This is a genomic window from Streptomyces glaucosporus (assembly GCF_039533345.1).
GTDB lineage: Bacteria > Actinomycetota > Actinomycetes > Streptomycetales > Streptomycetaceae > Streptomyces > Streptomyces glaucosporus.
The window spans coordinates 13,808-32,555 of sequence record NZ_BAAATJ010000017.1; the positions used below are offsets into that span (position 1 = coordinate 13,808).

The following is an 18,748-nucleotide window of genomic DNA, read 5'->3' on the forward strand; positions in this document are numbered from 1 at the left end:
ACCGCGGTGGCGGGGGTCACGTCTTCTCACCGGCTCGTTCCCTCGATTCCCCGCCCGGCCGTGCCCGCGGGGTCTTCCTCGGCGCGTGCCACCCCGAGGAAGGGTCTTCCATGAGCTCCCCCACCCGTCCCACCCGTTCCACCCGTTCCGCCCGCCGCCGGCCGCCCCGGGCCGCCGTTCCCGCGCAGCGCCGCACCAGCCCGCCGCCACGGGACGGGCTCACCCTGCCCGCCGGCACCCCGGGCCTGCCCCCGGCCGCCTCGTTCGCCGAGCTGGACATGCCCGCCCCCCTGCTGGAGGAACTCGCCCGGCAGGGCGTCACCGCGCCGTTCCCGATCCAGGGGGCCACGCTGCCCGACTCGCTGGCCGGCCGCGACGTCCTGGGCCGCGGACGCACCGGGTCGGGCAAGACCCTCGCCTTCGGCCTGGCCCTGCTCGCCCGCACCGCCGGCCTGCGCGCCGAGCCCCGCCGCCCCCTGGCCCTGGTGCTCGTCCCCACCCGGGAACTGGCCCAGCAGGTCACCGACGCCCTCACCCCGTACGCCAAGTCCGTACGGCTGCGGCTGACCGCGGTCGTGGGCGGCCTGTCGATCGGCCGCCAGGCCGCCGCCCTCAAAAGCGGGGCCGAGGTGGTCGTGGCCACCCCCGGACGGCTCAGGGACCTGGTCGAACGCGGCCACTGCCGGCTGGACCAGGTGCGGACCACCGTGCTGGACGAGGCCGACCAGATGGCCGACATGGGCTTCCTCCCGCAGGTCACGCAACTGCTGGAGCAGGTCCGCCCCGACGGCCAGCGAATGCTGTTCTCCGCCACCCTGGACCGCGACGTGGACCGGCTCGTCCGGCGTTTCCTGACCGACCCGGTCGTCCACTCCGTGGACCCCCCGGCGGGCGCCGTCACCACCATGGAGCACCACGTCCTGCGGGTGGCCCCCGAGGACAAGCAGGCCACCACCGCCCGCATCGCCGCCCGCGACGGCCGCGTGATCATGTTCGTCCACACCAAGCGCGCCGTCGACCGCCTGGTCCGGCGCCTGCTCGCCGACGGCGTGCGCGCCGCCGCGCTGCACGGCGGGAAGTCCCAGAACCACCGCAACCGCACCCTGGAGCAGTTCCGCTCCGGGCACGCCACCGTCCTGGTGGCCACCAACGTCGCCGCCCGCGGCATCCACGTCGACAGCCTCGACCTGGTCGTCAACGTGGACCCGCCCGCCGATCCCAAGGACTACCTCCACCGCGGCGGGCGCACGGCCCGCGCGGGCGAGTCCGGCAGCGTCGTCACCCTCGTCCTGCCCGAGCAGCGCCGTGACGTCGACCGCATGCTGACCGCCGCCGGCGTGTCACCGCGCGTCACCGCGGTCCGTCCCGGCGACGCGGAACTCGCCCGCCTCACCGGCGCGAAGGCCCCCTCCGGCCTCCCCGTCACCCTGACCGCACCAGCCGCCGCGCAGCCCCGGCGCGATGCCGCCGACGCCCGCCCCGGGCGGCGCCGCCGCCCCGCACGGGGGCGGCGCACCGCGGGCGGCGGACGGGGCGGGAACCCGCCCAGGGCGGCGCGCGGCGCCTCCTGACACCAGACACTCCACGGCCCGCCCCCGGCCGCGGGCGCCGGGCGCCCGTGCATGCCCCCCGGGCCGCCCGGGTACCCCGGACGGCCCGCACAGACCGGAGGCATCCCATGGGAAAGATCAACAACCCGATCGAACTGCAGAAGGCGCTGGGCGGCGTGGACTATCCCGCCGACCGCGACACCCTGGTCGAGAACGCGAAGAAGAAAGGCGCGAAGGAAGAGGTGGTGAAGGAGCTCTCCGCGCTGAAGAAGGACCGCTTCGACGGCCCGGACGACGTCAGCAGGGCCGTCTTCGGCAAGGGCGGCTGAAGCCCGCCCCGCACGCGTCCGGCCGGGGCGCGGCCCGCCACGGGCCGCGCCCCGGCCGCCGGGCGCCCCGGTTCCCCCGCCCGGGGGCTAGCCGCGGCCGCCCTCGCCCTTCTCCCCGGTGAGGTCCTCGCGGTCCACACCGGCCTCGGACATGGCGTCCTCCAGCTCCCGCCCGACGTTCCCCCGGTTCTCGTTGGCCGCCTCGGCCCGGCGGGCGGACTGCTCGCCCTGCTCGTCGAAGATCACCTGGTCGGTCTTCTCGGTCTTGGGCCGGTTCTCCTCGGGCGTGCTCATGACGATCTCCTCGCTCCGTGACGTTCTGCGACGGTCCGTGGTCCTCGCGGATCCTCCGGACAGCGGACGCCGTACCCGCTCACGCCCGGCGCATGCGGACCGGCACGAAGACCCGCGCACCGAGGAACACCCCAGAAGCACTCCGGGGGCACCCGGGCCACGCCCGGGACCGCCGGAAGCGCCCGCCACCGCCATGCCGCGGCCCCCGGGCGGGTAGGACTCCCCGGACCGGAAACCGCGGAACACCCCACCGGAAGGGACGCGAGGTGCGACACATGGCCGCGACCGCCGACGAGCCGTGGTGGAAGACCGCGGTGGTGTACCAGATCTACCCCCGCAGCTTCGCCGACTCCGACGGCGACGGCATCGGCGACCTGCGCGGCATCCTGGAAAGACTGGACCACCTGGCCCGCCTGGGCGTCGACGTGATCTGGCTCTCCCCCGTCCACCCCTCCCCCCACGACGACAACGGCTACGACATCTCCGACTACCAGGACATCGACCCGCTCTACGGCACCCTGGCGGACTTCGACGACCTCCTGGCCGAAGTCCACGCACGCGGCATGCGGCTGGTCCTGGACCTGGTGGTCAACCACACCTCCGACGAGCACCCCTGGTTCGCCGCGTCCCGCGACGGCGGACCGAACGGCCCGAAACGCGACTGGTACTGGTGGCGCCCCGCCCGCCCCGGCACCGTCCCCGGCACACCGGGCGCCGAACCGAACAACTGGGGCTCGTTCTTCTCCGGCCCGGCCTGGGAGTGGGACGAGACCTCCGGCGAGTACTACCTGCACCTGTTCTCCCGCAAGCAGCCCGACCTCAACTGGGAGAACCCCGAGGTGCGGCACGCCGTGTACGCCATGATGCGCTGGTGGCTGGAGCGCGGCGTGGACGGCTTCCGCATGGACGTGGTCAACCTCCTGTCCAAGGACCCCGCCCTGCCCGACGGCGAGGTGCCCCCGGGACGCCGGTGGGGCGACGGATCGCCGTACTGCGCCTGCGGCCCGCGCATCCACGAGTTCCTGGCCGAAATGCACCGGAACGTGTTCGCCGGACACCCGAAGACGCTGCTGACGGTCGGGGAGATGCCCGGAGTGACGGTGGAGGAGGCGCGGCTGTTCACCGACCCGGCCCGCCGCGAGGTGGACATGGTGTTCCAGTTCGAGCACGTCGGACTCGACCACGGCACCGGCAAGTTCGACGTCCGCCCGCTGCGGCTGCCGGAACTGAAGGCGTCGCTGGCACGCTGGCAGACCGGACTGGGCGAAACCGGCTGGAACAGCCTGTACTGGAACAACCACGACCAGCCCCGCGCCGTCTCCCGCTTCGGCGACGACCGCCCCGCCCACCGGGTGCGCTCGGCGACCGCCCTGGCCACCGTCCTGCACCTGCACCGCGGCACCCCGTACGTCTACCAGGGCGAGGAACTGGGCATGGCCAACGCCCCCTTCGCCTCCATCGGCGACTTCCGCGACATCGAGTCGCTGCGCCACTTCGAGGAGGAGGTCCGGCACGGCGCCGACCCCGAGAAGGTCCTCGACGCGCTGCGCACGATGGGCCGCGACAACGCCCGCACACCCATGCAGTGGGACGCCTCCCCCCACGCCGGTTTCACCCGGGGCACGCCCTGGATCGCCGTCAACCCCGACCACACGGAGGTCAACGCCGCCGCGCAGGCCGCCGACCCGCACTCGGTGTACCACCACTACCGCCGGCTGATCGCCCTGCGCCACACCGAACCGGCCGTGGCCTTCGGCGACTTCACCCCGCTGCTGCCGGACGACGAGCGGATCTGGGCCTTCCTCCGCCGCCACGCCGACACCGCCACCGAACTGCTGGTGCTCGCCAACCTCGGCCCGGACCCGGTCGCCGCTCCCGTCCCCGGCGACTGGGCCGGCGCCGAGACGCTGATCGTCAACCACCCCGGCGCGGCCCCGCTCTCCTCCTCCGCCACGCTCCTCGCCCCGTGGGAGGCCCGCGTCCACCGCCGCACCACAGCGGCATGACGGCCCGTCAGGAGACCGCCCGGTCCCCCTCCCCCTCCCCGGAGGCCGGCCACGGCACGGTCGGCTGGAGCACGGCCTCGGCCAGCGCACGGGTCCGCAGCGCCGTCACCCGCTGGTACTCGGGGTCGGCGACCATGCGACTGAACGCCTCCCGGCTCGGGTACCGCACCAGCAGCACCGCGTCCCACGCCTGCCCGTCCTCCGCGACCAGCGGCGTCGTACCGTCCCCGGCGTAGAGGACCTCGGCCCCGTAGCGCTCCAGGAACCGCTCCCTCAGCCGCCGCGCGTACTCCTCGTACGACGGCCTGCCGCCCGGAGCGAACCGCAGCAGGTTGAGCATGACCACCGGCCCTCCCGGGTCCTCGGCCAGCATCCGCTTGAGATCGGCTCCCGTGGGATCGACGGCCATGAGGGTCTCCTTGTCGCCATGCCGGTGCGCCGCCGGCAGCGGGAAGGGCGCGCGGTGGGAGCTTAACCGCACCGGCCCCCGCTGCATACCGCCCGGTCGGTACAGCACGGGCGGCGGCCGGACCGAACCGCGCCCCGTCCCCTCCGGACCCCGAAAGGCCCCGGGACGGATTCACCGCGGGCACGGGCGGGTACGGCGCCCCGGGGACGACACGCAGGACACGGACGCAGAAGGCACAGCGGAGAGGAAGACGACGTGGAAAAAGCGGTGAACACGGTGAACACTGCGGACACGGTGGGCACGGCGGCGGACGGTGCGGTGGACATCGTCGCCTACGGAGTCGTCGCCGACGAACGGCCCCTGCTGGAGGAGGCGTTCCGCGGGCGGCACCGCCTGCGCTGCCTGGACCTGGTCCTCAACCGGGACACCGCCTCGACCGCCGCCGGCTGCGAGGTCGTCTGCAGCAGCGTCAACGACGTCCTGGACCGCGAGACGCTCACCGTCCTGGCCCGCGGCGGCACACGGCTGATCACCCAGCGCGCCACCGGCCACAACAACATCGACCTGGACGCGGCCCGGGAACTGGGCCTGTCCGTCGCCCGCGTCTCCTCCTACTCCCCCCACTCGGTCGCCGAGTTCGCCTGGGCCCTGGCCCTCGCGGTCAACCGCAGGGTGGCCAGGTCGGTCACCCGCACCCGCGACTTCGACTTCCGGCTCGACGGCCTGCTCGGACGCGACTTCCACGGGCGCACCGCCGGCGTGCTGGGCACCGGGAAGATCGGCGCCGCCTTCGCCCGGATCGCCGCGGGCTTCGGCATGCGCCTGCTGGGATCCGACATCGCCGAGAACCCCGAATGCCTGGCCCTGGGCGTGGAGTACGTCGACCGGGACCGGCTGTTCGCCGAGTCCGACCTGATCAGCCTCCACCTGCCCCTGGTCCCCGACACCCACCACGTGGTGGACGCCGACGCCCTGGCCCTGATGAAGGACGACGCGATCCTGATCAACACCAGCCGCGGCGGCCTGATCGACGCCCACGCCCTGGTGGAGACCCTGCGGGCGGGCCGTCTCGACGGCGTGGGCCTGGACGTCTACGAGGAGGAGGCGGGAGTGTTCTTCTTCGACAAGTCGATGGAGGTGATGACCGACGACACCCTCGCCCGGCTGATGACCTTCCGCAACGTCCTCGTCAGCTCCCACCAGGCGTACTTCACCCGCGACGCGGTGGGCCAGATCCTCGCGGCCACCGTCCGCAACGTCGAGGACCACCTGGCCGGCCGCACCGGCGAGAACACCCTCGTCCCCCCTCCCGCCCCCCGCTGACCGCCGACGGCGCCCCGCCCGGCCGCACCCGCCGCACCCGGCGGGGCACGGCCGGGACCGGCCGGGACCGGCCGGCCGCACGACGGCACGCCACCCGCGACCACACCGCATCCAGGACGCCTCTCCCGCCCCGTCGCGCCCGCACCCCCGCCGGACGCCCGGCGGCCCACCACGTCACGGCCGGGGCTCCCGCTCGGATCCGCCCTGGTCCAGCCGGAACGGCGGATAGGCGTCCGTCATCAACGCCGCGTAGGCCACCACCCGCAGCACCCAGCGGTTGAGCCCGACCACCAGATCGAACAGCCCCCGGGGATAGACGGCCGTAAAAGCCACCGCGACGACCGCGAAGAACGCCAGGACGGTGATCAGCCCGGCGTAGGCGAACCACCACCGCTCCCCGCCCGCGCCGCCGGCGAGGAACCCGACCACGATGTAGTGCGGGACCGCCAGCAGCCACCACTTCACCAGCACCAGACCGCGCGAGAGCCGCTCCGGACAGGCGATGTCCAGCCGCGCCGGATAGTCCGGCTCCGGTCCCAGGCTGAACGGCGGATAGCGGTCGGTGGCGAACGCGCCGGTCGAGTAGTACGACACCCGCCAGTTCCAGCGCAGCACCCCCAGATTGAAGTCGAACAGCGGACGCGGATAGCGCGCGGTGAACAGCACCGCGAAGAACGCCACCACGGTCACCACCGCGAACGCGATCCACAGGAAGAACAGCACCACGTAGTGCGGCACCAGGAGGATCCACTTCACCAGCCACAGCCAGCGCGACAGCGGCTCCTCCAGTTCCGCCTCCACCCTCACGGGCCCGGCGGACACCGTCGCCGTCCGATCGGTCACGGCGATCAACTCCTCACGGTACGAAGGCGTGCGCAGACGCCACGAGGACCACGCACCCGGCAGGGGAAGCCCGCCCCGCCGGCGGCCTGCCGGCCCCGGCAGTGGAACCGCGGACACCGGCACACCCCGCCGGGACGGCCGTCACGGCGCCCTCCCTCCCCTCCCCGGAACCGGCACCACGAGCACCGGACAACGGGCGTGATGGATCAGGGCGTGCACCACCGGCCCCAGCCGCATCGCCAGCCGCCCCCGCCCCCGATGGGCCGCCAGCACCAGCAGATCCGCCTCCCGGCTCGCCTCCACCAGAACGTGCGGAGCACTGCCGACGACCGTCCTGACCTCCACGCGCACCCCCGGATACCTCTCCCGGAACGGATCCACCACCCGCTCGGCCTCCACCGCCTCGGCGCGCCCGATCCGCCCCATGTCGTCCGCCGGCGGCCCGGAGGGCACCAGCGGCTCACCGGGCGGGGACAGACGGTGGTAGACCCAGGCGTGCACCGCCGTCAGCCCGGCCCCCCGCGCCGCGGCCTCCTCGAAGGCCAGGGCCACCGCGTCGGCGTCGGCGCCGCTCTCCACCCCCACCACGACCGTGCCGCGCCTCCGGCCGACACCCCCGGGCCCAGCCCCGCCCCGCACGACCAGCAGCGGCCCGGCGGCGTGCGCGGCGACCCGCAGACTCACCGAGCCCAGCAGCAACCCGGTGAACCCGCCCAGCCCACGGGATCCCACCACGGTGAGCGCCGCCCGCCGACTCGCCTCCACCAGCGCCTCGCCGGCGTCCACGTCCACCACCCCGGCCAGGACCTCCAGCCCCGGGGCGAGCTCCCCCGCCCGGGCGGCCGCCGCCTCCACCAGCGCCCGCGCCCCCTCGCGGGAGGACGCGCCGGACCCCCGCCCGGCGCCCTCCGGACGGGCCCACGGCCTGCCGTGCACGATCTCCAGCGGGACCGCCCGGCGCCGCGCCTGCCCCACCGCCTCCCCCAGCGCCGCCTCGGACAGCGAGGAACCGTCCACCCCGACGGCCACATGCCCGCGCGGCCCGCCCCCTCCGGGGAACGCGCCGGTGCCGCCGGTGCCATGGGTCCCGTGGGTGCCGTTGGCGTCCATCATGCTCCTCGCGGGGAAACCGCCGGCCCGGCCGGCGGGGGCCTCCCCAGGTCGCGGTGGCCTCCTCCCGCCTCCCGGAGTACCGCCCCCGGGCCGGACCACGCCTCCGGAGGCAGGAGAATCACCCCGGCGTCCCCAGAACGCGCGCAGGGTCCCGTCCCCGCGCGGCCCGCGCCCGGCGGGCGGACGCGCCGACGACACGGCACGAACACCTCACCGGTACGGGACGACGGCGACCGGCGCGGGCGAGTGGTGCATCAGCGCATGGGTGACCGGCCCCACGTGGAACCCCAGCGGCGTACGGCGGACATGCCGGCCGACGACCACCAGGGACGCCTCCCCCGCGGCGTCCAGCAGGTGGTGCGCCGGCCTGCCGATCACGGCCTGCTCCCCCACCTCCACCTGCGGATGCCTCTCCCGCCACGGACGCAGCGCCGCCTCCAGCGCCCGCGCCTTCTCCGCGGCCAGGTCGTCCACCGGATTGGGCCCCAGGGCGACGGGGTTGATCCCGTAGACCGGCGGCGGATCCCACCCGTGGACCACCCGCAGCGGCGCGCCCCGCAGAGCCGCCGCGTCGAAGGCGAACTCCAGCAGCTCCCCGGCCGGCCTGCCCAGGTCCAGCCCCAGCACGACGTCCCGGTACGGACCGCTCTCCCCCTCGCCCTCCCCGGCGCCGGCCCGCACCAGCACCAGCGGGCACCTGGTGCGGGCCACGGCGGACAGCGCGACGGAACCCACCAGGAACCCGGCCAGCGCCCCCCTGCCGTGCGACCCCAGGACCAGCAGCCCGGCATCGGCCGCCGCCTCCACGAGCACCTCGGCCGGACGGCCGGCCAACCGCTCCACCCCGACCTCCAGACCGGGATGACGGCCCACCAGACCGGCCGCCGCATCGTCCGGCATCCGCCGCCACCCCTCCCGCGCCTCCGCGTCCATGGCGGACAGGAAACGCCGGTGGTGGGACTCCGCCTCCTCCACGTGCACGAGCCTCAGCGGCAGCGACCGCAGCCGCGCCTCACGGGCCGCCCAGTCCGCGGCGGCCAGGCTCTCGGGCGAGCCGTCCAGGCCCACGACGACGGTACGGGTCATGGCGCACACCTCCACAGGTCTCACCGGGCCCAGCGCCCCCACCGGGTACCCGCCGGACGCGGAGGACACCGCCCCCGTACCCCCCTCCCCGCACGGCCCGCCCCCGCGACGCCCGCCGGGGCCGAACGGCCCCCGCCCCGGCCCCCCGACCGCCCACCACCGGCAGGCCGGCCCGCGGGTCAGCCGGGGGTCAGCGGAACACGCCAGACCAGGCGGCTCCCACCGCCGTCCGAGGACTCGATCAGCAACTCGCCGCCGAGCTTCTCCGCTCGCTCCGCCAGATTCCTCAGACCACTGCGCCGCCCCGCTTCGGGAATGCCCACACCGTTGTCCGCCACGGCGACGGCCAGGACTCCGGAACCGGCCACCAGGGAGACCTCGGCCGCCGAGGCGTCCGCGTGCCGCGCCACATTGGACAGCGCCTCCCCCAGCACCGCCACCACGTCGTCGGCCACGGCGGGCGGCACATCGGTGTCCAGCAGCCCCTCCATCCGCAGGGACGGGGTGAAGCCCAGGCTCCGCACGGCCTCCTCCACCGCCCTCGCCACCCGCACCCGCAGCCCCTGCCCCGCCGGACCGGCGCCGTGGCTGCGCAGCCCGAAGATCGTCGACCTGATGATCCTGATGGTCTCGTCCAGGTCGTCCACGGCCCGCAGCAACCGCTCGCTCGCCTCCTGGTGCCCGACGAAACGCACCGCGCTCTGCAGCGTCATCCCCGTCGCGAAGAGCCGCTGGATGGCCAGGTCGTGCAGATCGCGGGCGATGCGGTCCCGGTCCTCCAGCAGGGCCACCTGCTCGGCGGCCCTCCGCCGCTCCGCCAGCTCCATGGCGACCGCCGCCTGGGCCGCGAAGGACAGCAGCGGAACCGTCTCCTCCTCCGTGAACACCGCCGCAGGCTCCCGGCGCGCCAGCAGCAGCGCGCCGTGCGCCCCCTCACCGGTGCCCAGCGGCACCGCGACCGCCGGTCCCATCCCCTCCCACCGGGAGGAACCCGCCGTGATCCGCGGATCGTCCACGACACGGGCACTGGTGATCGGCTCCCCGGCCTCGACCGCCGCTCCCAGGAACGACCCCCGCCGGGGCAGCACCAGCCCGCGGAACGCCTCGCCCCGCTCGCCCGTGGCCAGCGCCACCTGCAGGTTGTCCGTGCCGTCCAGGGGGAGGGCCAGCACGACCAGATCCGCGGCGAGGATGCGGCGCGCGTGGTCGGCGATCAGCTCCAGCACCCGCTGCCCGCCCACCCCCGACAGCAGCCCGGCGGTGATCTCGGCGTTCGCCTCCAGCCAGCGCTCCCGGTTGCGCGCCTGCTCGTACAGCCGGGCGTTCTCGATCGCCACACCCGCCGCCACGGCGAGGGTGGACAGCACCGTCTCGTCCTCGGCGTCGAACTCCAGGCCGCCCCGCTTCTCCGTCAGGTAGAGGTTGCCGAACACCTCCTCGCGGACCCGGATCGGCACGCCCAGGAAGGAGTGCATCGGCGGGTGGTCGGGCGGGAAGCCGTGCGAGCCCGGGTGCTCCGACAGCTCCGGCACCCGCAGCGGCTCGGGGTGCCGGATCAGCTCGCCCAGCAGCCCGTGCCCCGAGGGCAGCGGGCCGATGGCCCTGATCTGCTCCTCGTCCATGCCCACCGGGATGAACTGGGAGAGTCCGCCGTCGCCCCCGATCACCCCCAGGGCCCCGTACTCGGCGTCCACCAGGACCACCCCGGCCTCCACGATCCGCCGGAGCACCTGGGGCAGGTCCAGCTCGCGCCCCACCGACAGCACCGCCTCCAGCAGGCTGTGCACCCGGTCCCTGGTGCCGCGCACGGCGTCGATCCGCGCCTGCAGCTCGTCCAGCAGCTCGTCCAGGTGCAGCCGCGGCAGGTGCCGCCCGGCGGCGCCGCGTTCCTCGCCCTCCATGCCCACGGGTCCCTCCCTCAGGCCACGAGCCCATCCGGCCCACCACCGTAACGGCCCGTACCGGCGGATGGCCGCCCCACCCCGGCGGGACCCTCCGATCCGGGGCCCCAACTCCCCCCGAAGCAGGCGTGGTTGACCCGCGGCCCGGTGCGCGGCCGGTCGGACGCCCTTCGGCTGCGCACCGCTTGGCACAGTTTTTCTACGGGTTTCCTGTGGATTTCCCATGGGCTTCCCGTGGGCGCCCGTCGCGGACGGCTCCCGCCCTCCGGGTGAACTCGGGCGTTTCGGCGGGCCGTGCCGCCGCCCCGGCGGGGGACGTGGCCACCCTGGGAGACGGCCGCGCCGAGGGCCGGCGACCCGGAAGAGAGGACCCAGGAGACCCCATGGAGATGCCCGTTGTGACGGAGTGCGCGGTGGAGTCCTGCGCGTACAACAGGGACGGTGACTGCCACGCGCTGGCCATCACCGTCGGAGACCCGCTGCACGCGCACTGCGACACGTACTTCACCGCGCCGCGCAAGGGCGGGAGTCCGTCCGCCGCCGGCCACGTCGGCGCCTGCAAGATGTCCGACTGCCGGTACAACACGGACTTCGAGTGCCAGGCCTCCGGCATCTCGGTGGGGGCCCGGCAGGACTCGGCCGACTGCCTGACCTACTCGCCGCGGTAGCGCGGACGGGTCAGGGGGCGATGTCGAGCACCTCCGACAGCGCGCGGCGCGGCGTCTGCGGGCCCGGGGGGCCGTAGCCCAGCCGCAGCACCATCTGCACCAGGCCCTTTCCGGACACGGGGTCGCGCAGCGGCCAGCGCAGGTCGGGCCATTCGAGGGCCTGGGTGGCGGGCGCCCCGGCCAGTCCCTCGGAGGTGGCCGCCAGCAGGACGCGTTCCATGGCCTGGCCCGCCCTCAGCCAGTCCTCGGGGCGGTCCCGGAGGGTGCTGAGCAGGGCCAGCTGGGGTGCGCGTTCGAAGTCGGCGGACTCCCGGTCGGGCATCCGCCGGGTGCCGGCGAAGTCGCGGACGGGGGCGCCGTCGTGTCCGCGCGGCCCGAAGGCGGGGGCGGGGACTCCGTCCCCCGCCGGGCCGGCCGCCCCGGGGCCGGTGCGGGTCCACCGCTCCAGGTCCTCCCGCCGGCCGGGGTCGGTGCGGTTGCGGGCATCCGCCTCCCCGGTCAGTTCCAGCACCCACCGCAGGTGCCGGGGGCCGGGGAAGTCCAGCAGGGCTCCTTCCCGGCGGGCGGCGCGGGACAGGGCGGACCGCACGTCCTCGGGGATGCGGGTCCCGGCGTACGGCCGGCGGCTGGTGTGCCTCCGCCGGACGGCCGGGTACAGCGCGGCGAGGTCGCCGCCGCCGCCGTCGGGTTCGGCCAGGTGCACCGTGGCGAGCAGGGCGGGGTCCCGCGGGTCGGGCAGCAGCCGGGTCTTCGGGCGCCAGCCGGCGTGGGCCGCGGCGACCCTCAGGTTGAGGACGGCCGCTCCGCAGCCGATGTGGAGGCCGCGCGCGTCGGGGTCGGTGTGCGGCAGGCCGCGTCCGGGGTCCGCGCGGATCTCGAAGGTGCGCTCGTTCCTGAGGCATCGGAAGCGCCACGGCTGCGCGTTGTGCAGGGACGGGGCGGTGGTGGCGTCGTGGACCAGGTCCGCCGCGCGTTCTTCGGTAAGGGTGCGTGCGCTCACCGGTTCTCCCCTGGCTGTCGCCCGTCCGCCGGCCGGCGGACGGTGGGTTCGGGACGCCCGCGGCGCCGCACCGGGCCCGGTGCGGCGCCGCCACGGCGGCCGCCGCGCCGTGACGGCGCGGCGGGTGCGGGGGCGCTGGTCAGGGGCCGGGGTGGGAGAGGCCCTCGATGTCGGTCCGGGCGATGGTCAGCAGTTTCTGCGCCAGGTCGTTCATGGCGCGGCCCGCCGCGAGTTCGTCGCCGATCTCGGGGATGTCCTTGTCGCGTGGGTTGCGGCGCGCGACGCCCTGGCCGGTGACCGACGTGCCGCCGATGTCCAGTTCCGCTTTCGCCTTCGTCGTGTTCTCGTCCTCCGTGAGGTGGAGGCGGACCTGCCAGTCCTGTGTGTGCCGCGGCATCGTGTGCTCCCTGGGTCTGCCGGGTCTGCTGTGCCCTGCCGGCGGGCCGGCGCGGCCCGTCGGCGGGGCGGTGGACGCGGTGGTGGGCGTGGTGCGGGTGGGTCCCGCGGGGCTCGGCGCGCGCTCCGTGCCGGCCGGGTGCCGTCCCGCGGTCTCCCGGCGGCGTTCCCGGACGTCCTCCGCCGGGCGTTTCAGGCGCTTCCGCCGGACGCGACGGCCAAAGGCCGGTGCGGCGCGGCCCGCCGGGGTGCGGGTCTGCGCCGTGAGGGGTGTGGGTGCGGCCGGACGCCCGGCCCGGCCTTGGCTTCCTCGGGCATCGACGGCACCTCCTCGGCGTCGGTGCGCGCCCGGTTCCGTTTCCACGGTACCCCTGGTGCCCCGGGGGTTCCATCGGACGGCGGAGGGCCGTCCGGGGGCCGGGGTGTTTCCGCGCCGGGCGCCCCCGGTACTCCCACCTACCGGGGCGTCCGGCGCCGTCCGGGGCGGGTGCCCCCGCGGTGGCCGCCGGCGGCCGTCGCACGGCGCCGGGCCGGCGGGCCGTCCCCCGCGCCGTGTCCACCGCGAACTCCAGGGTCCACCGCGAACTCCAGGAACGGATGCCCACAGGCCATGAGCGGACAGCTGACGGTGCCGGGAGCGCTCACCACCGATCTGTACGAGGTGGGCATGGCCCTGGCGTATCTGCGGGACGGCATGACCGGCGAGGCGGTCTTCGGCCTGTTCGTCCGGAAGCTGCCGCCGCGGCGCGGTTTCCTGGTGGCCGCGGGGCTGGAGTCGGCGCTGTCCTATCTGGAGGGGCTGCGGGTGGGGCACACCGAGGCGGCCGCCTTCGCCGAGGCGCTGCACCGTCCGGTGGAGGATCTGGAGCCGCTGGTGGGGCTGGAGTTCACCGGGGAGGTGCGGGCGGTGCCCGAGGGGCGGATCGTGTTCGCCGGGGAGCCGCTGCTGGAGGTGAGGGCCCCGCTGCCGCAGGCGCAGCTCGCCGAGACCTCCCTGCTGAACCTGATCAGCCACCAGACGGCCGTGGCCTCCAAGGCCGCCCGCTGCCGGATCGCCGCCGCCGGCCGCCCGGTGGTGGACTTCTCGCTGCGCCGCACCCAAGGGGTGGAGGCCGGGCTGCGCATGGCCCGGCTCGGCGCCCTGGTGGGGTTCGCCGGGACCAGCAACGTCGCCGCGGCCACCGCCTACGGCATTCCGGCGGTGGGCACCATGGCGCACTCCTTCGTCGAGGCGTACGAGGACGAGGAGGCCGCCTTCCGCGCCTTCGCCCGCGCCCATCCGGGTCCGGTGACGTTCCTGGTGGACACCTACGACACCGAGGAGGGGGTGGCCACGGCCGCCCGGGTGCTGCGCGACCTGGGCCACGTCCCCGGCACGGGCTGCGGCGTCCGCCTCGACAGCGGCGATCTGGGCGACCTGGCCGTGCGGGCGCGGCGGATCCTGGACGCGGCGGGGCTGGGCGAGGTGCGGATCGTCGCCAGCGGCGGGCTGGACGAGGACGCGATCGAGGCCCTGGTGCGCTCGGGCGCCCCGGTCGACGTCTACGCGGTGGGGACCCGGGTGGGGGTGTCGGCCGACGCCCCGTACCTGGACTCGGCCTACAAACTGGCGGTCTACGACGGCCGGCCGGTGATGAAGCTGTCGGCGGGGAAGGTCACCGCCCCGGGCGCCAAGCAGGTCTTCCGGGGCCCGGGCCTCGCCGACACCGTCGGGCTGTGGGACGAGGCCCCGCCGCCGGGCACCGAGCCGCTGCTCGGGACGGTGATGTCCGGCGGGCACCGCGTCGCCGGGCCGGCCCCGCTGCCGGCCGTCCGCGAGCGCTTCGAGGCCGATCTGGCCGCCCTGCCCGAGGAGGCGCGGCGCATCGCGGACCCGGTCGCGCCGAGGCCGGCCGTCTCCGGCGCCCTGGCCGAGCTGACCGAGCGGGTCCGGCACCGCATCGAGCGGCGGGTGTTCGGCGGGCGGGCGGCGGACGGCTGAGCGGGCGGGACGGCGATGCCCCGGGCCCCGGTGGGGGTGATGGCGGCGGAGACGCCCGGCATGCTGGTCGTGCAGGAGCCGTAGGCGGGCGGGTTGAGGGGGCCGGAGACGGGGCCGGCGGGGTTGGTGTTGCCCGGCGCCGCGGGGATGCGGTTGCCGGCGTCGGTGCCCAGCGGGGAGGTGGGCAGCGAGCTGGACACCGAGCAGGTCACGGTCACCGCGCCCGCCTTGAAGGTGGCCTTGCCGGTCAGCTTGGCCGCGAAGTAGTGCCCGGCCGGGGTGACCGTCGTGGCGGCCGCGGCGGCCGGGAACGCACCGGTGTCCCGGCGGGGGGATCCGCCGGGGCAGCGGTGCGTCAGGGGCCGGTCAGGGCCGGTCGAGCTGCTTCAGGTGCGGCAGGGCCGGCGGCGCCTTCGGCGCCGGCGCGGAGCGGCTGGTGGTGACCCGCCAGCCGGAGGAGTCGATCCAGGCCGCCCGCTGCACCAGCCAGTCCTGCATGAGCTGGAGCTGCTGCTGCCAGGTCTGGGTGGTCTTGGTCTGGAACGGCCCGACCATGGCGGTGTTGAGGATGGGCCACCGCTGGAAGTTGCGCTGGGCGCCGTTCGCCAGCGGCGACGCCAGCCGGGAGACCCGCGCCCGCAGTTGCGCGTCGGACAGCACTCCTTGGCGCAGTTCCTGCCAGCGCTGCCTGACCTTCTGGTTGAACGACGGGTCCTGCATCAGCTTGAGGAACCAGTCGGTGGTGGCCGGGAAGCCGGGGAACGAGAACGGCTGGAACTGCCAGCCCTGGATCGAGTCGCTTCCCGGGATCGCGCCGAAGCCCAGGTCGTAGTCCCACAGGGGCCCGGTGAACATCTTCCCGTCGCGGTCCTTGTGGAAGTACTGGCTGCGGATGTAGGCGTCGCCCTGGCGGCTCAGCTCGTTGACGATGACCAGGTTCACGAAGGAGTCGACGTCGATGTACGCGGGGTAGCCGTTCTGCGGGTCGGACGGGTTGGCGCCGCGCAGCGAGTCGTGGAACCGCTGGACGTACTGGGTCAGCCAGGTCCGCTGCGCGGGCTGGAGCGGATCGGGGTCCATGACCTCCAGGTCGCGCCAGCAGGTCTGGGTGTTGCCGGTGCACACCAGCTTCGGCTCCTCGGCCGCGAAGGCGTCGAACTTGAGGATGTAGCCGCCGGAGACCGCCGGGGGCGCGGTGTCGTCCTCGTCGAGCTCCTTCAGGTCCAGGCGGTTCTTGGAGTTCTCGATGGTCTCGTCGAGCAGGTAGACGCCCTGGTAGTCGCCCGCGGTCAGCGGGCCGCCGTCCAGGTTCAGGTAGACCTCGACGAACCGGTGGCGCGGGGCCTTCAGCCCCATCTCCTGTCCCAGGCTGTAGGCGAAGGCGTCGCGGACGAGGGTCTTGTCCGGGAACGGGCTGCGCAGCACCCAGTCGCCGTCGGCCGGCATGCCCAGCAGCGGGTACTTGGCGTCGTCGTCGTGGTTGTCCCACAGCTCCAGCCGGTAGGGCGCCTTCTCGAACGAGGCGGAGGACTGCCCGCGCAGGTGGAAGCCGGCCCGGGTGGCCACCGCGGGCTTCGCGGCGAGCGTGGCGGACCCGTTCTGCGGCTCCATCACCAGGGCGGCGACGTCCTTGTACTCGCGGCCGGGCTTGCCGCCGCCGTAGGCGTCCAGCACCACGACGGGCAGGTCGTGGGAGGCGTCGACGGCGCGGGCGACGTACAGGGAGGTGCCGGGCTCGCCGCTGGCGGTGCCGTTCACGAACGCCTGGGCCCTCAGTTGCGTGGTGGCCGTCAGGCGCAGGGGCCCGGAGTACACCGGCGAGGAGGCCGTGGGGAGCCTGCCGTCGGTGGTGTAGCGGATCTGGGCGCCCGCGACGGAGGTGCTCAGCGAGACGGACACCTCGCCCCTGAAGGTTCCGCTCGGCACGGAGAACACGATGTCCCCGGCCAGGTCGTCGGCCGCCTGCCGCCCGGCGGCGGCCTGTTCGGCGGTCCGGTCCGCGGCCTGCCCGGCGGGGCGTTCCGCGGCCCCGGCCCGCGGCGGCGCGGGGTCGGTCTCCGCGCCCGCCTGTCCCGTCATACCGGTCATGAGGATGGACAACGCGGCCAGCAGGCCCACCGCGCCCGTCCGTCTTCTGCGCACAGTGCAACACCTCGATCCGTGAGAAAGCGTGACGTCTGGCGCACGCGCGCCCCGGCGGCGGACGCTGTTCGCCGCCGGGGCGCGCGTGCCGGTGACTGCCCCCGCGTACTGGTACGTGCTGGTGCGTGCGTGCCGAACGAGGCCGCCGGGGTGGCCGGGGGGCTGCGGAGTGCCCCGGCGGGGAGGTCAGTCCGCCGCGCCGGCCCCCGACAGCGCCATCGCCGGCGGGAGCGGTACGGCGGTGGGTGCCGTCCCGCGGAAGTTGCGGCGCAGCGTGCGCTGCCAGGGCGTGGCGGGCAGGTGCGGGCGCAGCGCGGCGAGGCCGGTGGCGTACTTGGAGATCCGGCTGGGCCGGTGCCCGCTGCGCCACAGCAGCCGGTCGACGGACGAGGCCGTGGAGCCGGTCTTGGTCTCCACCACCGCCGTGGTGGGCAGGCCGAGCTCGCGTTCGCCGTCCTGCCACACCAGCTCGGTGTCGATGGTGACGCGGCTGCCGGTGTCCGGGAGGTAGAGGGTGGTGCGGCGGTACCGGGTGGTCAGCACCGGCGCGAAGGTGAACCGGTGGCTTCCGGGTATGCCGTGCTCGGCCAGGACGGAGTCGACGAAGGGGCGTCCCGGGGCGAGCGTGGCGTGGTCGTCGGGCTCGTAGGGCAGGCGCTGCTTGACGGTGCTGCCGCGCGACCCGCAGACCTTCACCTCCAGCCAGCACTCGGCCGACTGCTCGTAGATCCTGGTGCGTATCTTGAACCGGCGCCGGCGGCGGTGGGCGGCCAGCCGGTAGCTGAGCAGGTCGGGGGTGTCGAAGTACAGCGACCGGTAGGCGAAGCCGCGGTCGCCGTCGATCTCCAGGATCCGGGTCCCGGGCGGCAGGCCCTCCAGCACGGTGCTGACGGTGTCGACCGGCAGTACGTACTTGCGGTCGACGCGGGTCTGGAGCGACGCGGAGGCGACGAGCTCCTCCAGCCCGATCGGCGGGAGTCCCTCCGGCACCGCGCCGAGGAGCGCGGCGCTCACGGCCGCACCGCCACCGCGGTGGTGCCGCCCGCGGCGACCGCCGTCCCGGCGCGTGCCGCGGCGCCGTTCTCGGGCCGGACGCCGGGGGTGCTGCGGTAGCGCACGTCCACCACGGTGGTGTCGTTGACCAGGTCCACCCGCTGCACGACGGCCGAGTGGACGCGGGCTCCCAGAGTGTGCTCCAGGTGGGCCACCAGCGCGGTGTGCTCGGGCAGGGCCGTGTCCAGCACCACCACCTGGCGCCGGTAGCTGCTCAGCAGCCGCGGGTGGTCGCCCACGAACAGCACCGCCAAGACCATCGCCATCAGGCCGGCCGGGAGCCGCACGTCGGTGGTGTCCATCGCGCCGAGGAGGCCCAGGGCCAGCGCCGAGAAGTAGTAGGCGACCTCGTGCTGGTCCAGTTCGGTGGAGCGCAGCCGGATGATCGACAGCACGCCGAACAGGGCCAGTCCGAGGCCGATGCCGGCTCTGGAGTCCGCGGCGCCCAGGGAGCTGGCCACCGCGAGTACGCCGACGTTCACGCCGAGGTAGGCGACCACGAGGTCCCGTCTGCGGTGGCGTGGGAAGTACAGGCCGAAGACCAGGAGACTCACTGCGGCGATGTCGCACAGCAGCAAGGCGAGTCGCTCCATATTGTGGTCCTTCCAGCGGTTGTGGGGGGAATGTCCGCAGCGGTCGTGGGGGTGTCCGCTC

The 18,748-nt window shown here is 74.9% G+C and carries 17 protein-coding genes; 6 read left to right on the forward strand and 11 right to left on the reverse strand.

Features of this window, described 5'->3' with window-relative positions:
* Nucleotides 1-110 precede the first annotated feature (110 nt).
* Together ABD358_RS18045 and ABD358_RS18050 are read left to right on the forward strand one after the other, a co-directional pair.
* Nucleotides 111-1,571 (forward strand): DEAD/DEAH box helicase, encoded by a 1,461-nt coding sequence (locus ABD358_RS18045; RefSeq protein ID WP_344632089.1) that lies wholly within the window; start codon nt 111-113, stop codon nt 1,569-1,571.
* A 107-nt stretch (nt 1,572-1,678) separates the two neighbouring features.
* Complete coding sequence (locus ABD358_RS18050) at nt 1,679-1,879, forward strand: DUF2795 domain-containing protein (RefSeq protein WP_344632090.1); 201 nt, start codon at nt 1,679-1,681, stop codon at nt 1,877-1,879.
* 87 nt (nt 1,880-1,966) lie between these two features.
* Here ABD358_RS18050 and ABD358_RS18055 read toward each other — a convergent pair whose 3' ends face one another.
* A complete protein-coding gene (locus ABD358_RS18055) occupies nt 1,967-2,173 on the reverse strand; it encodes a hypothetical protein (RefSeq protein ID WP_344632091.1) in 207 nt (68 codons plus the stop codon).
* Between the two features lie 275 nt (nt 2,174-2,448).
* On the opposite strand from ABD358_RS18055, the gene ABD358_RS18060 reads away from it, so the two are divergent.
* Nucleotides 2,449-4,179 carry an alpha-glucosidase gene (locus ABD358_RS18060; protein WP_344632092.1) on the forward strand — a complete coding sequence of 577 codons (1,731 nt, stop codon included), beginning with the start codon at nt 2,449-2,451 and terminating at the stop codon, nt 4,177-4,179.
* A gap of 7 nt (nt 4,180-4,186) precedes the next feature.
* Here the strand turns inward: ABD358_RS18060 and ABD358_RS18065 are convergent, their stop codons facing one another.
* The gene (locus ABD358_RS18065) at nt 4,187-4,588 is read right to left on the reverse strand and encodes a DUF1330 domain-containing protein (RefSeq protein ID WP_344632093.1); all 402 of its coding nucleotides are present in this window, start codon (nt 4,586-4,588) and stop codon (nt 4,187-4,189) included.
* A gap of 318 nt (nt 4,589-4,906) precedes the next feature.
* On the opposite strand from ABD358_RS18065, the gene ABD358_RS18070 reads away from it, so the two are divergent.
* The gene (locus ABD358_RS18070; protein ID WP_344632184.1) at nt 4,907-5,911 is read left to right on the forward strand and encodes a 2-hydroxyacid dehydrogenase; all 1,005 of its coding nucleotides are present in this window, start codon (nt 4,907-4,909) and stop codon (nt 5,909-5,911) included.
* Between the two features lie 174 nt (nt 5,912-6,085).
* On the opposite strand, the gene ABD358_RS18075 is transcribed toward ABD358_RS18070, so the two are convergent.
* From ABD358_RS18075 to ABD358_RS18090, 4 genes are all read right to left on the reverse strand, one after another.
* The gene (locus ABD358_RS18075) at nt 6,086-6,760 is read right to left on the reverse strand and encodes a DUF4389 domain-containing protein (RefSeq protein WP_344632185.1); all 675 of its coding nucleotides are present in this window, start codon (nt 6,758-6,760) and stop codon (nt 6,086-6,088) included.
* A gap of 135 nt (nt 6,761-6,895) precedes the next feature.
* Nucleotides 6,896-7,864: a universal stress protein gene (locus ABD358_RS18080; protein ID WP_344632094.1), complete on the reverse strand. Its 969-nt coding sequence runs from the start codon at nt 7,862-7,864 to the stop codon at nt 6,896-6,898.
* A 213-nt stretch (nt 7,865-8,077) separates the two neighbouring features.
* Nucleotides 8,078-8,953: a universal stress protein gene (locus ABD358_RS18085; protein WP_344632095.1), complete on the reverse strand. Its 876-nt coding sequence runs from the start codon at nt 8,951-8,953 to the stop codon at nt 8,078-8,080.
* A 179-nt stretch (nt 8,954-9,132) separates the two neighbouring features.
* The gene (locus ABD358_RS18090; RefSeq protein WP_344632186.1) at nt 9,133-10,854 is read right to left on the reverse strand and encodes a sensor histidine kinase; all 1,722 of its coding nucleotides are present in this window, start codon (nt 10,852-10,854) and stop codon (nt 9,133-9,135) included.
* Nucleotides 10,855-11,237: 383 nt separating this feature from the next.
* Here ABD358_RS18090 and ABD358_RS18095 point away from each other — a divergent pair, with 383 nt between their 5' ends.
* Nucleotides 11,238-11,522, forward strand: a complete 285-nt coding sequence (locus tag ABD358_RS18095) for a DUF1540 domain-containing protein (protein ID WP_344632096.1) — start codon at nt 11,238-11,240, stop codon at nt 11,520-11,522.
* A gap of 10 nt (nt 11,523-11,532) precedes the next feature.
* Here the strand turns inward: ABD358_RS18095 and ABD358_RS18100 are convergent, their stop codons facing one another.
* Nucleotides 11,533-12,522, reverse strand: coding sequence for an Acg family FMN-binding oxidoreductase (locus ABD358_RS18100; RefSeq protein WP_344632097.1), 990 nt, complete (start codon nt 12,520-12,522; stop codon nt 11,533-11,535).
* A 139-nt stretch (nt 12,523-12,661) separates the two neighbouring features.
* Nucleotides 12,662-12,919: a DUF1876 domain-containing protein gene (locus ABD358_RS18105; protein ID WP_344632098.1), complete on the reverse strand. Its 258-nt coding sequence runs from the start codon at nt 12,917-12,919 to the stop codon at nt 12,662-12,664.
* 609 nt (nt 12,920-13,528) lie between these two features.
* Here ABD358_RS18105 and ABD358_RS18110 point away from each other — a divergent pair.
* The gene (locus tag ABD358_RS18110; protein ID WP_344632099.1) at nt 13,529-14,899 is read left to right on the forward strand and encodes a nicotinate phosphoribosyltransferase; all 1,371 of its coding nucleotides are present in this window, start codon (nt 13,529-13,531) and stop codon (nt 14,897-14,899) included.
* Between the two features lie 366 nt (nt 14,900-15,265).
* On the opposite strand, the gene ABD358_RS18115 is transcribed toward ABD358_RS18110, so the two are convergent.
* From ABD358_RS18115 to ABD358_RS18125, 3 genes are all read right to left on the reverse strand, one after another.
* Nucleotides 15,266-17,041 carry a CotH kinase family protein gene (locus tag ABD358_RS18115; protein WP_344632100.1) on the reverse strand — a complete coding sequence of 592 codons (1,776 nt, stop codon included), beginning with the start codon at nt 17,039-17,041 and terminating at the stop codon, nt 15,266-15,268.
* A gap of 186 nt (nt 17,042-17,227) precedes the next feature.
* Nucleotides 17,228-18,055 carry a polyphosphate polymerase domain-containing protein gene (locus tag ABD358_RS18120; RefSeq protein ID WP_344632101.1) on the reverse strand — a complete coding sequence of 276 codons (828 nt, stop codon included), beginning with the start codon at nt 18,053-18,055 and terminating at the stop codon, nt 17,228-17,230.
* The gene (locus tag ABD358_RS18125) at nt 18,052-18,687 is read right to left on the reverse strand and encodes a DUF4956 domain-containing protein (RefSeq protein WP_344632102.1); all 636 of its coding nucleotides are present in this window, start codon (nt 18,685-18,687) and stop codon (nt 18,052-18,054) included. The genes ABD358_RS18120 and ABD358_RS18125 overlap by 4 nt, the downstream gene beginning before the upstream one ends.
* Nucleotides 18,688-18,748: the final 61 nt, after the last annotated feature.